General features: G+C 69.8%; 15 protein-coding genes. 5 read left to right on the top strand and 10 right to left on the bottom strand.

Annotated features, from left to right (window positions below; genetic code table 11):
* Positions 1-16: 16 nt before the first annotated feature.
* A complete protein-coding gene (locus EFK50_RS17920) occupies positions 17-427 on the bottom strand; it encodes an ArsI/CadI family heavy metal resistance metalloenzyme (protein ID WP_123228955.1) in 411 nt (136 codons plus the stop codon).
* Positions 428-505: 78 nt separating this feature from the next.
* Between EFK50_RS17920 and EFK50_RS17915 the strand changes: the two genes are divergently transcribed.
* The 3 genes from EFK50_RS17915 to EFK50_RS17905 are packed head-to-tail and all read left to right on the top strand — an operon-like array spanning position 506 to position 1,919.
* On the top strand, positions 506-862 hold the full coding sequence (locus tag EFK50_RS17915) for an ArsR/SmtB family transcription factor (protein WP_123228954.1): 357 nt from the start codon (positions 506-508) through the stop codon (positions 860-862).
* The gene (locus tag EFK50_RS17910; RefSeq protein WP_123228953.1) at positions 859-1,530 is read left to right on the top strand and encodes an aquaporin; all 672 of its coding nucleotides are present in this window, start codon (positions 859-861) and stop codon (positions 1,528-1,530) included. The genes EFK50_RS17915 and EFK50_RS17910 overlap by 4 nt, the downstream gene beginning before the upstream one ends.
* Complete coding sequence (locus tag EFK50_RS17905; RefSeq protein ID WP_123228952.1) at positions 1,527-1,919, top strand: arsenate reductase ArsC; 393 nt, start codon at positions 1,527-1,529, stop codon at positions 1,917-1,919. Before EFK50_RS17910 ends, EFK50_RS17905 begins: the two co-directional genes overlap by 4 nt.
* Before the next feature lie 4 nt (positions 1,920-1,923).
* On the opposite strand, the gene EFK50_RS17900 is transcribed toward EFK50_RS17905, so the two are convergent.
* Genes EFK50_RS17900 through EFK50_RS17890 form a run of 3 tightly spaced genes read right to left on the bottom strand, consistent with a single transcriptional unit; the run spans position 1,924 to position 5,369 of the window.
* The gene (locus tag EFK50_RS17900; protein ID WP_123228951.1) at positions 1,924-3,030 is read right to left on the bottom strand and encodes a GuaB3 family IMP dehydrogenase-related protein; all 1,107 of its coding nucleotides are present in this window, start codon (positions 3,028-3,030) and stop codon (positions 1,924-1,926) included.
* A gap of 9 nt (positions 3,031-3,039) precedes the next feature.
* Positions 3,040-4,560, bottom strand: a complete 1,521-nt coding sequence (gene guaB, locus EFK50_RS17895; RefSeq protein ID WP_123228950.1) for an IMP dehydrogenase — start codon at positions 4,558-4,560, stop codon at positions 3,040-3,042.
* Positions 4,561-4,568: 8 nt separating this feature from the next.
* On the bottom strand, positions 4,569-5,369 hold the full coding sequence (locus EFK50_RS17890) for a GNAT family N-acetyltransferase (RefSeq protein WP_123228949.1): 801 nt from the start codon (positions 5,367-5,369) through the stop codon (positions 4,569-4,571).
* A gap of 104 nt (positions 5,370-5,473) precedes the next feature.
* On the opposite strand from EFK50_RS17890, the gene EFK50_RS17885 reads away from it, so the two are divergent.
* Complete coding sequence (locus EFK50_RS17885; RefSeq protein WP_123228948.1) at positions 5,474-8,041, top strand: DEAD/DEAH box helicase; 2,568 nt, start codon at positions 5,474-5,476, stop codon at positions 8,039-8,041.
* A 4-nt stretch (positions 8,042-8,045) separates the two neighbouring features.
* Here EFK50_RS17885 and EFK50_RS17880 read toward each other — a convergent pair whose 3' ends face one another.
* The 3 genes from EFK50_RS17880 to EFK50_RS17870 all read right to left on the bottom strand — a co-directional run bounded on the left by EFK50_RS17880 (position 8,046) and on the right by EFK50_RS17870 (position 10,488).
* Positions 8,046-8,669 carry a putative Ig domain-containing protein gene (locus EFK50_RS17880; RefSeq protein WP_123228947.1) on the bottom strand — a complete coding sequence of 208 codons (624 nt, stop codon included), beginning with the start codon at positions 8,667-8,669 and terminating at the stop codon, positions 8,046-8,048.
* 91 nt (positions 8,670-8,760) lie between these two features.
* Positions 8,761-9,600 carry an LpxL/LpxP family acyltransferase gene (locus EFK50_RS17875; RefSeq protein WP_123228946.1) on the bottom strand — a complete coding sequence of 280 codons (840 nt, stop codon included), beginning with the start codon at positions 9,598-9,600 and terminating at the stop codon, positions 8,761-8,763.
* Between the two features lie 9 nt (positions 9,601-9,609).
* The gene (locus EFK50_RS17870; protein WP_123228945.1) at positions 9,610-10,488 is read right to left on the bottom strand and encodes a sterol desaturase family protein; all 879 of its coding nucleotides are present in this window, start codon (positions 10,486-10,488) and stop codon (positions 9,610-9,612) included.
* A 70-nt stretch (positions 10,489-10,558) separates the two neighbouring features.
* On the opposite strand from EFK50_RS17870, the gene EFK50_RS22890 reads away from it, so the two are divergent.
* The gene (locus tag EFK50_RS22890; RefSeq protein ID WP_123228944.1) at positions 10,559-11,194 is read left to right on the top strand and encodes a TetR/AcrR family transcriptional regulator; all 636 of its coding nucleotides are present in this window, start codon (positions 10,559-10,561) and stop codon (positions 11,192-11,194) included.
* On the opposite strand, the gene EFK50_RS17860 is transcribed toward EFK50_RS22890, so the two are convergent.
* The 3 genes from EFK50_RS17860 to groL form a co-directional block, all read right to left on the bottom strand.
* Positions 11,191-12,042, bottom strand: coding sequence for an LpxL/LpxP family acyltransferase (locus tag EFK50_RS17860; RefSeq protein ID WP_123228943.1), 852 nt, complete (start codon positions 12,040-12,042; stop codon positions 11,191-11,193). The genes EFK50_RS22890 and EFK50_RS17860 overlap by 4 nt on opposite strands.
* 42 nt (positions 12,043-12,084) lie before the next feature.
* Positions 12,085-12,915: a lysophospholipid acyltransferase family protein gene (locus tag EFK50_RS17855; protein WP_148046224.1), complete on the bottom strand. Its 831-nt coding sequence runs from the start codon at positions 12,913-12,915 to the stop codon at positions 12,085-12,087.
* Between the two features lie 114 nt (positions 12,916-13,029).
* Entirely contained in the window at positions 13,030-14,649 is a 1,620-nt protein-coding gene (gene groL / locus EFK50_RS17850) for a chaperonin GroEL (protein ID WP_123228941.1), read from the bottom strand.
* Between the last annotated feature and the right edge of the window lies 1 nt (position 14,650).

Here is a 14,650-nt window from a genome sequence, read left to right as displayed (position 1 = left end):
GAGTGGGCCCGATCTTCTAGCAGCAGCCCTTCACGTCGGACTCCGCCTCTGCGAAGGTCTCGCTGTCGGCAAGGACGGTGTAGACCTCCCAACGCTCGCCGTTCGGGGCGTTCTCGACCCAGAACTTGTTCTGCTTGGCGTAGCAGCAGGTGGTGTCGCGCTCCTCGGTCGAGGCGAAACCGGCGGCACCGAGGCGGGCGAGCTCGCCGTCGACCGCGTCGGTGTCGGCGACCTCGACGCCGAGGTGGTTGATCGAACCGCCCGCACCCGGGTTCTCGATCAGCACGAGCTTGAGCGGCGGCTCGACGATCGCGAAGTTGGCGTACCCGGGCTTGGTCTTGGACGGCTCGGCGCCGAACAGGGTCGAGTAGAAGGCGATCGACTCCTCGAGGTTCTCGACGTTGAGGGCGAGCTGGACGCGGGACATGGTGTCTCCATTCCTAGATATTGATGGTTGTCGATATCTAGGTTGCTCCATGACATCGACTTCTGTCAATATTGATATATGTCGAAGTCCCATCTGACGCTCACCCCCGTCGAGACGGTCGCGTGCTGCTCGCCCCTGGTCGCCGCTCCGCTCTCCGAGGAGACTGCCGAGCGGATCGCACCCTTGCTCAAGGCGATCGCCGACCCGGTGCGGCTGCGGCTGCTCTCCCTGGTCGCCGCCCACGACGGCGGCGAGGCCTGCGTCTGCGACCTGAACGACGCCTTCGACCTCTCCCAGCCGACGATCAGCCACCACCTCAAGGTGCTGCACGAGTCCGGCCTGCTGGACCGCTCCAAGCGCGGCGTCTGGGTCTACTACCGAGTGCGCCGCGAAGCCCTCAGCGACCTGGGTGCGTTGATCGGCGGGGGGCTGTGACGCTTCGGCGCAAGGTCGTCGCCGAGCTGACCGGTACGGCGTTCCTGGTGATGGCCGTGGTCGGCTCCGGGATCGCGGCCGCGCGGCTCTCCCCCGACGACGTCGGCCTCCAGCTGCTGGAGAACAGCCTGATCACCGGAGCTGCGCTGATCGCCCTGATCCTCACCTTCCAACCCGTCTCGGCTGCCTTCAACCCGGTGGTCAGCGCGGTCGAGGCGGCGCTCGGACTGATCCGCTGGTCGGAGGCGGCCGTGCTCGCCGCAGCTCAGGTCGCCGGCGGCATTGCTGGCGCCGTGGTCGCGAACCTGATGTTCGACCTCGACGCCGTGAGCTGGTCCGGTCACGAGCGCACCGGCAGCAACCTCTGGCTCGGCGAGGTCGTGGCGACCTTCGGCCTGGTCGTGGTGATCTTCGGCGCCGTACGGTCCGGTCGGACCGCGACGATCGCGTACGCCGTCGGGGGCTACATCACCGCGGCGTACTGGTTCACGTCCTCGACCAGCTTCGCCAACCCGGCCGTCACGATCGCCCGGATGTTCAGCGACACCTTCGCCGGGATCGCGCCGTCCTCGGTGGCGATGTTCGTGCTGATGCAGCTCGTCGGCGGGGCGCTCGCGCTCGGCCTGGTCCGCTACCTGTTCCCCCTCACCGCCCAGGAGTCCCGATGACCCGCCCCACCGTTCTCTTCGTCTGCGTCCACAACGCCGGCCGCTCCCAGATGGCGGCGGGCTTCCTGCAGCACCTGGCCGGAGACCGGATCGAGGTGCTCTCGGCCGGATCCGCACCGGCCGACGCGATCAACCCGATGGCGGTCGCGGCGATGGCCGAGGTCGGCATCGACCTCGCCGGCGCGCAGCCGAAGGTGCTGACCACCGAGTCCGTGCAGGACTCCGACGTGGTGATCACGATGGGCTGCGGCGACGCCTGCCCGTTCTTCCCGGGCAAGCGCTACGAGGACTGGAAGCTGGACGACCCAGCCGGACAGGACCTGGACGCCGTACGGGCGATCCGGGACGAGATCCGCGGTCGGGTCGAGGCACTGATCGCGAGTCTCTGACGCCCTACTGGACGACGACCTCGATCCGCTGGAACTCCTTGAGCTCGGTGTAGCCGGTGGTGGCCATCGAGCGGCGGAGGGCCCCGATCAGGTTCATCGTGCCGTCGGCGACGCGGGAAGGGCCGAACAGGATCTCCTGGAGCGTGCCGACAGTGCCGATCTCGACGCGCTCGCCGCGCGGGAGCTCGCCGTGGTGGGCCTCCGCTCCCCAGTGGAAGCCCTTGCCGGGCGCGTCGGTGGCACGGGCCAGCGGGGAGCCGATCATCACCGCGTCGGCACCGCAGGCGATCGCCTTGGCGATGTCGCCGCTGCGACCGATCGACCCGTCCGCGATGACGTGCACGTACCGTCCACCGGACTCGTCCATGTAGTCGCGACGGGCAGCGGCGACGTCGGCGACGGCACTGGCCATCGGCACCGAGACGCCCAGCACGGCGCGGGTAGTGTGCGCCGCTCCCCCGCCGAAGCCGACGAGGACGCCGGCGGCACCGGTACGCATCAGGTGCACGGCCGCCTGGTACGTCGCGCAGCCGCCGACGATCACCGGGACGTCGAGCTCGTAGATGAACTCCTTGAGGTTCAGCGGCTCGGCCTGACCGGAGACGTGCTCGGCGCTGACCGTCGTCCCGCGGATCACGAACATGTCGACGCCGGCGTCGACGACCGCCTTGGCGAACTCCTTGGTCCGCTGCGGCGACAGCGCGCCCGCGACGGTGACTCCGGCCTCGCGGACCTCGCGGAGCCGCTCGGTGATCAGCTCGGCCTTGATCGGCTCGGCGTACACCTCCTGCATCCGCACGACCGCGGCAGCCGGGTCCAGTGCGGCGATCTCGTCGAGCAGCGAGGCCGGGTCCTCGTACCGGGTCCAGAGGCCCTCGAGGTTGAGCACACCGAGGCCCCCGTGCTGGCCGAAGGCGATCGCGGTCGCCGGCGACATCACCGAGTCCATCGGCGCCGCCAGGATCGGCAGGTCGAAGCGGTAGGCGTCGATCTGCCAGGCCGTCGAGACCTCCTCGGGGTCGCGGGTACGACGGCTCGGGACGATCGCGATGTCGTCGAAGGAATAGGCGCGTCGGCCGCGCTTGGCGCGGCCGATCTCGATCTCAGTCACCGCAGGAGTCTAGTGGCCCGAGTAGTTCGGCGCCTCTACGGTCATCTGGACGTCGTGCGGGTGGCTCTCCTTGAGCGATGCCGCGGTGATCCGGATGAACTGCCCCTTCTCCTGGAGCTCGGGGATGGTGCGGGCGCCGACGTAGAACATCGACTGGTTCAGGCCGCCGATCAGCTGGTGCGCGACCGCGGAGAGCGGACCGCGGTAGGCGACCTGTCCCTCGATCCCTTCGGGGACGATCTTGTCGTCGCTGGTCACCTCGGCCTGGAAGTAGCGGTCCTTGGAGTAGGACTTCTTGCCCCGGCTCGACATCGCGCCGAGCGACCCCATCCCGCGGTACGCCTTGAACTGCTTGCCGTTGACGAAGACCAGGTCCCCGGGGCTCTCCTCGCAGCCGGCGAGCAGGCCGCCGAGCATCACCGCGTCGGCACCGGCGACGATCGCCTTGGCGATCTCGCCGGAGTACTTGAGTCCCCCGTCGGCGATCACCGGGACGCCGGCTGCCTTGGCCGCGAGCGATGCCTCGTAGACCGCGGTGACCTGCGGGGCGCCGACGCCGGTGACGACCCGCGTCGTGCAGATGGATCCCGGGCCGACGCCGACCTTGATCGCGTCGGCGCCGACGTCCACGAACGCCTGGGCTCCGGCCCGGGTGGCGACGTTGCCGCCGATCACCTGGACGTGCTTGGTGGCGGGGTCGGACTTGAGCCGGGCGACCATGTCGAGCAGCAGCTTCACGTGGCCGTGCGCGGTGTCGGCGACGAGCACGTCGACGCCCGCCTCGATCAGCGTGGTGGCCCGCTCCCAGGCGTCCCCGAAGTACCCGATCGCGGCACCGACCATCAGTCGCCCGTCGGCGTCCTGGGAGGCGTTCGGGAACTGCTCGGACTTCACGAAGTCCTTGACGGTGATCAGGCCGGCGAGACGACCGGACTCGTCGACGATCGGCAGCCGCTCGCGCTTGTGCTGGCGCAGGATCGCGGTGGCGTCCTCGCGGGAGATGCCGACCGGCGCGGTGATCAGCGGCATCGGCGTCATCACCTCGTCGACCTTGGTGCTGGCCCACTCGGCGACCGGGGTGAAGCGCAGGTCGCGGTTGGTGATGATGCCGAGGAGCCGGTTGTCGATGTCGACGACCGGGAGGCCGGAGACCCGGTACTCGCCGCAGGTCTGGTCGAGCTCCTCGAGCGTCGCGTCCGGGCCGATGGTGATCGGGTTGGAGATCATCCCGGTCTGGGTCCGCTTCACGAGGTCGACCTGGTAGGCCTGGTCCTCGATGGAGAGGTTGCGGTGCAGGACGCCGATGCCGCCCTCGCGGGCCATCGCGATCGCCATCCGGGACTCGGTGACCGTGTCCATGGCGGCGCTGATCAGCGGGATCCGCAGCGAGATCTCCCGCGTCAGCCGGGAGGTCGTGTCGATCTCGCTCGGGTTCAGGTCCGAGGATCCCGGGAGCAGGAGCACGTCGTCGTACGTCAGGCCCAAGGAGGCGAACTTGGCGGGGACTTCTTCTGGCACTCCGGAGGTCATGCTCCAGTCTAGCGGGCGGCCAGGTGGCCGATCGGCCGCACCCCGGCAAGGCTGACGTGAACAGTCAGGCCCATTTCGGTGAGCCGGATCCGGCCGCGCATCCCCGCCGCCGCGAGGACCGGTACCACGCCCTCCTCGGTCGGCGGCGCCAGCATCGTCAGCTCGCTCGCACCCCGCGCCGCCGCCAGGCCGCTGACCTGGCGCAGCAGCTGACGACCGATCCCGAGCCGGCGCCAGGCCGGGGCGACCTCCAGACTCGCCTCGACCCCGTCGTCCACGAACGCGTGCAAGCGGGCCGCCCCGACAACGTGCGGCCCGATCTTCGCGAGCACGGACTCCTCGGTCAGCTCGTACTCGACCACGGCGCTGCCGGCTGCAGACGCGGGGGGAGAGCCTGCAGCCGACCGCGCACGATCAGCGAACTCGGCCAGCGCGGCGGCGCGGACCTGTTCGGTGGCCGACCAGCTCACCCGGGCGCCGAGGAGCCCGGTCAGCTCGGCCGGCAGCGAGTCCGGGTCCTCCAGCACCGCCTGGGCGGCCTTGAGCCAGGCGGTCGGCTGGTCGACGAGGTCGTGAGTGGCACAGGGGACGACGCTCACCTCGTCTCCTCCCGCGCCACTCACGAGTTCCACGACCGCCGCGGCGGTCCAACTGTCCGGTGTCTCGACGACGAGGTCGTCGGTCACCGCGCCCAACTCCGGGTAGATCTGCAGCGCGAGGATGTTCACTCCGGCGTTCCCGCAGTGCTGCGCAAGCATCGCGAGGGCGCCCGGGGTGTCGGTGAGCCTGGTGCGTACCCGGTAGAACATGACCCCAGCGTGCCGTCGCGTTGTTGCGCGTCGGCTGCGCCTTGGTTACGGGGGCGTCAACAAGCGCTCACAGGACGCCCCCGGCGGACCGGTACTGTCGCACCGTGCAGGCAGACGGAGCGGACTGGGTTCCCCGGACCGACGACCCGGATGCCGTCTACGAGGCGCTGGCGACCTGGACCGGCACGCAGGGGCTGAGCCTCTACCCGCACCAGGACGAGGCGATCATCGAGCTGCTCGGCGGCAGCAACGTCGTCCTGGCCACCCCGACCGGTTCCGGGAAGTCGCTGGTGGCGGTGGCGGCGCACGCGGCTGCCCTCGCCGGCGACCGGGTCAGCTTCTACACGGCGCCGATCAAGGCGCTGGTGAGCGAGAAGTTCTTCGCCCTCTGCGAGGTCTTCGGCGCGACCAACGTCGGGATGCTGACCGGCGATGCGTCGGTGAACCCGGACGCCCCGATCATCTGCTGCACGGCCGAGGTGCTGGCGAACATCGCGCTGCGCGAGGGACCGGGCGCCGATGTCGGCCTGGTGGTGATGGACGAGTTCCACTTCTACGCCGAGCCCGACCGCGGCTGGGCCTGGCAGGTCCCGCTGCTCGAGCTGACCCGGACCCAGTTCGTGCTGATGTCGGCGACGCTCGGCGACGTCAGCGAGCTGGCCGCCGACCTGACCCGCCGCAACGGCCGGGAGACGGCGATCGTGGACGACGCCGAACGACCGGTGCCGCTGTCGTTCTCCTGGGCGATGACGCACCTCGCCGACACCCTCACCGAGCTCGTCGAGACCCACCAGGCACCGGTGTACGTCGTGCACTTCACCCAGGCGGCGGCCGTCGAGCACGCCACCGGGTTGCTGGCGTCGAAGAGCATCGCGCCGACCCGGGAGGCGCGCGACGCGATCGCCGAGCGCCTGGTCGGGTTCCGCTTCGGCGCCGGCTTCGGGAAGACCCTGCAGAAGCTGGTACGCCGCGGCATCGGCGTCCACCACGCCGGGATGCTGCCGCGCTACCGCCGCCTCGTCGAGCAGCTCGCCCAGTCCGGGCTGCTGGTCGTGATCTGCGGGACCGACACCCTCGGCGTCGGCATCAACGTGCCGATCCGGACGGTGCTCTTCACCGGCCTGGCCAAGTTCGACGGGACCCGGCAGCGGATCCTGCGCTCGCGGGAGTTCCTGCAGATCGCCGGACGCGCGGGCCGGGCCGGGTTCGACACGGCCGGGTTCGTCGTCGTCCAGGCTCCCGAGCACGTGATCGACAACGCCAAGGCGCTGGCCAAGTTCGCCGACGACCCGAAGAAGCAGAAGAGCGTCCGGCGCAAGAAGCCGCCCGACGGCGAGGTGGTCTGGTCGGAGGAGACCTTCGAGAAGCTGGTCGCGCGCCCGCCCGAGCAGCTGACCTCGCGGATGAAGGTCGACAACGCGATGCTGATCAACGTCGTCTCCCGCGAGGAGGACGCGTTCCCGGTGCTGCGCCGCCTGCTGACCGACAACCACGAGCCGGTCGGCAACCAGCGACGGCTGGCCCGGCGCGCGCTCCGGCTGGCCCGCAGCCTGGTGCACTCGGGCGTGCTCACCCGGCTCGACGACCTCGACGAGTTCGGCCGGCGGTACGTGCTGACGGTCGACCTCCCGGCCGACTTCGCGCTGAACCAGCCGCTGGCGCACTTCGCGCTCGCCGCGTTCGACGTCCTCGACCCGGAGTCCGAGGACCACACCCTGGACCTGCTCTCGGTGGTGGAGTCGGTGCTCGAGGGGCCGCGGCAGATCCTGGCCCAGCAGCAGTACGTCGCCCGCGGCATCGCGGTGAACGAGATGAAGGCCGACGGGATCGAGTACGACGAGCGGATGGCGCTGCTCGACGAGATCACCTGGCCGATGCCGCTGCGCGAGCTGCTGGAGGTGACCTACGCGATCTACCGGGAGCGGCACCCGTGGCTGCCCGAGGACGCACTGGAACCGAAGTCGATCGTCCGGGAGATGTACGAGCAGGGCATGAGCTTCACCGACTTCGTCTCCCGCTACCAGCTGGCCCGCTCCGAGGGCCTGGTGCTGCGCTACCTCACCGACGCCTACCGCACCCTGCGGCAGACGGTCCCGGACCAGCACCGCACCCCCGAGCTCGACGAGCTCGCCGAGTGGCTGGGCGAGACCGTCCGGCAGACCGACTCGTCACTGCTCGACGAGTGGGAGTCGCTGACCGATCCCGATGCCGTGCACCAGCACGCCCTGGAGCTGGCCGAGCACCGTACGCCGGTCAACCCGCGGCCGATCTCGAAGCAGGAGCGGCCGTTCACGGTGATGGTCCGCAACGCGATGTTCCGCCGGGTGCAGCTGGTCGCCCGCGACGACCTCGACGGGCTGATGGCCCTCGAACGCGCGGCGGCGGACCGGACCGACCCACCCGGTGAGGTGGTGATGACCCGGTCCGCCTGGGACGCAGCGATCGAGGACTACTTCGCCGAGCACGACGACGTGCTGCTGGACGGTGACGCGCGCGGCCCCGACCTGCTGCGGATCTCCCGCGAAGGCCGGTTCTGGCCGGTCACCCAGACCCTCGCCGACCCCGACGGTCACCACGACTGGATCATCGAGGCTCTCGTCGACGTCGACGTCACCGACGAGCTCGGTGAGCTGGTCCTGGTGACACAGGCGTTCCGTCGGCTCGACGGCTGAGACCTCAGTTCACCGTCAGGGTGAACGTCTTGCCGGCAGCACCGTTGTTGAAGACCGGGCACTCGGCGTACGCCACGAACGTCGAGGCACCGGCGGCCTTCGGGATGCCGGAGATGACGCCGTTCGTGGACATCTTCAGGCCGGCGGGGAGGGTGCCGTTGTAGACCCCCCACTGCAGCCGCTTGCCGTTGATGCAGCCGCCGTTGGTCTTCACGGTCGCGGAGTAGAACGCGCCCTTCCTCGCGTTCTTCAGCGACGGGGTGATGACCGTGAACGGCGTCACCACGAGCTGGTAGTCGCGGACCGCGGTGACGCCCTTGGCGTCCTTGACCTGGACGGTGATCGGGATCGGGGTGCCGTACGGGTAGCCGGTGGCGCCGCTGAGCTGGCCGCCGGCGCTGAGCTTCAGGCCGTAGGGCAGGGCGCCGGCCACAACCGACCACCGGTACGGCCAGGTGCCACCGGTGACCTTGAGCGTGGTCGTCGGGTACTTGGTGCCCTGGATGACCGAGGGCAGCGAGGCTGTCGTGATCTGCGGCGGCGCGGGTGCCGCGACCGCGATGGCGGGTACGACGAATCCGACGGCGGCGACCAGGCCGATCACGAGCAGGCGAACGAGACGGGACATTGAGAACTACCTTTCCCCACGAAAGAGTCCCCCGAACGGCCAGAACGTACTGCAAGACTGAGGAGTCTCGCTAGTAAACGGCTGACCGGCGTCACTCCCCGGCCGGAACGCCCAACCGGGTGTAGGGACTGTCGAACGCCTCCGGCCAGGCCAGCACCGCGGGCTCGTGGCGACGCATGATCTCGGCCAGCAACGCGCCGGGGTCCGCGAAGTCGCCGGGCTCCAGCGGCTCGTGCACCTGGAGCGAAGGGTTGCCGTCGGCGCCCTGGTGCGAGGTGACCAGCACCACCGGCGAGTTCGTCTGGGTCGCCATCCGGGCGGCACCGAAGGCACCGCGGAGCTCGCGGCCCAGGAACTGCACCGGGGTCCGGCCGGCCACGTCCGAGGCGATGCCCAGGATCGCGCCGCCCTCCAGCAGCTCGACCATCCCGGCGGTACCGATCGTCGCCGGCACCAGGGTGGTGTTCGGCATCATCCCGGCCACCTTGAAGTGCTGGCGGAGCTGGACCGGCGAGGCCGGGTCGAAGGCTTCCGGCGCGACGACCGCGTGCACGGCCGCGCCCTGCCGGGCGAGCGAGGGGAACAGGCCCTCGTACTGGGCATGGTGGACGAAGCTGAGCAGCACGCCGCGCTCGGGGTCGCGCTTCGTGGTCAGCCACTCGATGCCGGTGACCGGCTGGCGGGACAGCTTGCCCGGGTGCCACCGCCGGTAGCCGCGCAGCAGCGCGAACTCGGTGTACCCGCGGGCGATCTCCGGGATCTCGGCGGCGCGCTCGGTGTGCTCGAGCAGGTAGCGCATCTCGGCCTCCTGCGCGGACCGGTACTCCTCGATCTGCCAGAGGCCGTCGACCCGGCGACGCGCTAGTGCGGGGAGGGCGCCGTACGGAATGAGGCTCCGGACGCGCTGGACCTGGTCACCGATGAATCCCATGCCCGAAGGCTAGCGAGACTTCGCGGACGGCTCCCAGCCCGGCGGCCCGAAGAGGTAGCCGAGCCGGTCCCGGAACGACCGCGAGGCGCGCACGTTGCGGACGATCTGGGCGTAGTCGCCGTACTGGAGCTTGATCATGTTGTGGGTGTTCACCGGCTTCGTGAGCCCGTACGTCGGCCGCTGCTTCTCGGCGACGAAGGTGCCGAACATCCGGTCCCAGATGATCAGGATGCCGGCGTAGTTCTTGTCCAGGTACTCCGGGTCCGAGCCGTGGTGCACCCGGTGGTGGGACGGCGTGTTCATCACGAACTCGATCGGCCGCCAGAGCTTGCCGATCAGCTCGGTGTGGGTGAAGAACTGGTAGATCAGGTTGAAGCCGAACGCGACGTAGATCGTCCACGGCGCGAACCCGAGGAACGGCAGCGGCAGCCAGAAGACGAACTCGAACCACGGGTTCCACTTCTGCCGCAGCGCGGTCGCGAAGTTCATGTACTCGCTGGAGTGGTGCGCCTGGTGGGCGGCCCAGCCGATGTTGACCCGGTGCACGAACCGGTGCGAGGCGTAGAACGCCAGGTCGACCCCGGCGATGAGCAGCACCCAGTACCACCAGGTATCGGTGGGCAGCGTCCACGGCGCCAGCTGCTCGAAGACCACGATGTAGACCAGGAACGAGCCCACCTTGAGGGCGAGCGAGAAGACCAGCGAGATCGCGCCCATCCCCATGCTGGTGCGGGCGTCCTTGCCGTTGTAGCCGGTCACCGTCGCCGCGTCGTCGTGGTCGAGCCACTTGAGCGCGGCGAGCTCGATGAGGATCGTGAGCAGGAAGAACGGGACCGCGTAGGTCACCGGGTTCTTCATCGGGTCGAGAAGCTCGTGCAGGTCGTTCATCAGACATCCTCCAGGGATATGACTCGCGAGTAAGTTACCACAGGTTCATATTCTCGGCTAGGCTTTCGCCATGACTTCCAACGCCGGCACCAAGGGCGTCGCCCGGGCCGACCGCGAGGCGCAGATCCTCGACGTCGCCTGCCGCGCGTTCGGCGAGGCCGGGTACGCCGCCACCTCCGTCGCCGACATCGCCGAGGCCGCCGGCATCTCCAAGCCGCTGATCTACAACTACTTCGGCTCCAAGGAGGGCCTGCACGCGGTCTGCGTGCAGCACGCCGCGGAGACCCTCTGGGCCGAGTTCGAGCGTTCGTCGCGGACCGACACCGTCGGGCTGGCGCGGGCCGTGGTCACCCTCGACGGGATGTTCCAGGCGCTGGCACCGCAACCGTGGATGTGGAGGCTGGTCTTCGACCCGACCGCCCCGAGCGACGGCGCCAGCCACGAGGCGCTGCTCGACTACGAGCGCCGGCTCTTCACCCTCGGCGCCGACGGCGTCGGCGAGCTGATGCGGCTGGCCGGCAACACCGACGCCGGCGACACCTCGGCGACGCATGCCGTCTGGGAGAGCGTCTTCCGCTCCCTGGTGACCTGGTGGCTGGACCACCCGGAGGTCTCCCCCGCCGCGATGACCGACCGGTGCATCCGGTTGTTCAGCACCGTCTTCGGCGACCTCGACGAGGCAGCGCGGGCAGCGGTCGGGCGCTAGGCCTGTTCCTCGATCCTGCCGAACCGCGACAACGGCATGTCGACCACCTCGGGCCAGGCCAGCACCGCCTCGCCGTGCCGGTTCAGGATCTCCGCCAGCAGCGCGTGCGCGTCGGCGAAGTCGCTCGGCTCGATCGGCGGGTGCAGCTGGAGGTACGTGCTCTCGTCGTCGTCCTTGTGCGCGGTGATCAGCACCACCTGGCTGTTGGTCTCGGTCGCGATCCGCGCCGAGCCGAACGAGCCCATCACCCGACGGCCGAGGAAGGTGACCGGCGTGTGGCCGGGGAGGTCCGAGGCGACCACCATGGTGATGCCGGGCCGGGCCATCGCGATGTAGGAGTCCATCCCGCCGCCGGCAGGAGTCATCCGGCCGCCGCTGGCCACCAGCCGCATGTGGTGCTTGAGCGGGTTCGGGGTGTCCTTCCCCATCAGCTCGGCGTGCGCGATGATGTCGAGCTCGACGCCCCGCCGCTTGAGCGCCTTGAACATGCCTTCGTAGCGGTAGTGGTGCATGAAGTTCAGGACCACCGAGCGGCTCGGGTCTCGCTGCGTGGTCAGCCACTCGATCCCGCGGACCGGCTCGCTGGTGACCAGCCGCGGGTGCCAGCGCAGGTGCGTCTTGAGCATCGTCTCGATCGCGAACTGGCGCGCCAGCACCGGGATCTCCGGCGCCCGGTCGGTGAACTCGAGGAGGTGGCGCATCTGCGCCTCCTGGAGCTCGCGGTAGGCGTCGATCTCCATCAGCTGGTCGACCCGGCGGTTCACGTAGGCCCGCGCGACGCTCGGCGGAATCAGCCGACGAAGTTCGTGCGCGGCGCTGACCAGGGATGTCTTCGCTGAGGCAGGCACTGCTGGACATTATCAAGACCGCGGGGTACCGCGAGGCCGAACTCAGAGGTCCGCGCGACCCCACCGGCTCAACGGCGCATCCAGCGCCTCCGGCCACTCCAGGATCGCCTGTCCGTGGCGGCGCAGCATCTCGCTCAGCAGGTCCGCCGGGTCGGCGAAGTCCTTCGGCTCCAGGGGCGCGTGGACCTGCAGGTAGCTGCCGCCGGCGCCGTCGCGGTGCGAGGTCACCAGCACCACCGGGCTGTCGGTGATGGTGGCGATCCGGGCCGCGCCGAACGAGCCGAGCACCCGGCGTCCCAGGAAGTCCACCGGCGTCCGGCCCGGTACGTCGGAGGCGATCGACCAGATCGAGCCCGGCAGCATCGCGTCCACGATCACGCCGGTACCGCCAGTCGTCGGCACCAGCGTCCCGCCGCGGCGTACGACGCGGATGTGCTGCTTGATCTGCACCGGCGCGTCCGGCTCCAGCGCGTCCGGCAGGGTCAGGATGTTCGACGGCGCTCCGGCGCGGGCCAGCGAGCCGAACATGCCGTCGTACCGGTGGTGGTGCATGAAGCTCATCACCACCGGGCGGCTCCGGTCACGGCGGGTGGTCAGCCACTCGACGTCGCGGACCGGCTGCCGGGTGATCCGCCGCGGGTGCCAGCGCAGGTAGCCGCGGAGCATCATCTGCTCAGCGTGCCCGCGGGCCAGCTCAGGGATCTCCTCGGCCCGGTCGGTGAACTCGACCACGTGCCGCATCTGCGCTTCCTGCAGCTCGCGGTAGGCATCGTTCGCCCAGAGCCGGTCGATCCGGCGGCGCACGATTCCGGGCAGCGCGGCCGCCGGCACCAGGCCGCGAACGCGTTGGATCACCTCAGTTTGCATCCCCACGCCGCGGACAATAGCAACGGCCCGCGCACCCGACAGGGGTTTGGCTACCCGGGCGGTCCACAATTGCGAACTGCCGCTCCCCGGTGCGGGAAGCGGCAGCTCGACGACGGAGGATCAGTGGCCGTGGCCATGACCGGCGGCAGCAGCAGCCGGCTCCTCCTCTTCGGGCTTGTCGACGATGAGCGTCTCGGTGGTGAGCAGCATGCCCGCGATCGAGACCGCGTTCGTCAGCGCCGACTTGGTCACCTTGACCGGGTCGATGACGCCCGCGGCGACCAGGTCGCCGTAGACGCCGGTGGCGGCGTTGTAGCCGACGCCCGGGCCGCCCTCGCGGACCTTGGCGACGATCACGTAGCCGTTCTCGCCACCGTTCTCGGCGATCCAGCGGAGCGGCTCGTCGATCGCCTTGCGCACGACGCGGACGCCGACGGCCTCGTCACCGCTGAGGCCCAGGTCGCCGTCCAGGACGGACGACGCGTGGATGATCGCGGAGCCGCCGCCGGGGACGATGCCCTCCTCGATGGCCGCGCGGGTCGCCGAGACGGCGTCCTCGATGCGGTGCTTCTTCTCCTTCAGCTCCACCTCGGTAGCGGCGCCGACCTTGACCACGCAGACCCCGCCGGCCAGCTTGGCCAGGCGCTCCTGGAGCTTCTCGCGGTCCCAGTCGGAGTCCGACGCCTCGACCTCGGCCTTGATCTGGTTGACCCGACCGGCGACCTCGGCAGCGTCGCCGCCGCCCTCGACGATCGTGGTGGTCTCCTTGGTGACGACGACCCGGCGCGCGGTGCCGAGGACCTCCAGGCCGACCTGGTCGAGCTTGAGGCCGACCTCGGGGGCGACGACCTGGCCGCCGGTGAGCACGGCGATGTCCTGCATCATCGCCTTGCGGCGGTCACCGAAGGCCGGGGACTTGACCGCGGTGGCGTTGAACGTGCCCCGGATCTTGTTCACGACCAGGGTGGAGAGCGCCTCGCCCTCGACGTCCTCGGCAAGGATGAAGAGCGGCTTGCCCGACTGGATGACCTTCTCCAGCAGCGGGAGCAGCTCGGCGATCGCGCCGATCTTGCCCTGGTGGAGCAGGATGTACGGGTCGTCGAGGACGGCCTCCATCGACTCCGGGTCGGTCACGAAGTACGGCGACAGGTAGCCCTTGTCGAACTGCATGCCCTCGGTGAAGTCGAGCTCGGTGCCCATGGTGTTGGACTCCTCGACGGTGATGACACCGTCCTTGCCGACCTTGTCGAAGGCCTGGGCGAGCAGCGCGCCGATCTCGGCGTCGCGGCTGGAGACGGTGGCCACCGAGGCCATGTCCTCGACCGAGCCCACCTCGACGGCGAGGTCGGCCAGCGCCGCGCTCAGCGCGTCGCCGGCAGCGTCCATGCCGCGCTTGATGCCCATCGGGTTGGTGCCGGCGGCCACCGCGCGCAGGCCCTCGTGGACCATCGCCTGGGCGAGGACCGTGGCGGTCGTCGTACCGTCGCCCGCGACGTCGTTGGTCTTGGTGGCGACTTCCTTGGTCAGCTGGGCGCCGAGGTTCTCGAACGGGTCGTCGAGCTCGATCTCGCGAGCAACGGTGACACCGTCGTTGGTGATCGTGGGGGCGCCCCACTTCTTGTCCAGGACGACGTAGCGGCCCTTGGGGCCGAGGGTCACCTTGACGGCGTTGGCGAGGGCGTCGACACCCCGCTCGAGCGCGCGGCGTGCGTGCTCGTCGAACTCAAGAATCTTGGGCACT

Source organism: Nocardioides marmoriginsengisoli, from assembly GCF_003725695.1.
Taxonomy (GTDB): domain Bacteria; phylum Actinomycetota; class Actinomycetes; order Propionibacteriales; family Nocardioidaceae; genus Marmoricola; species Marmoricola marmoriginsengisoli.
This window is presented reverse-complemented; position numbering and strand designations above follow the sequence as displayed.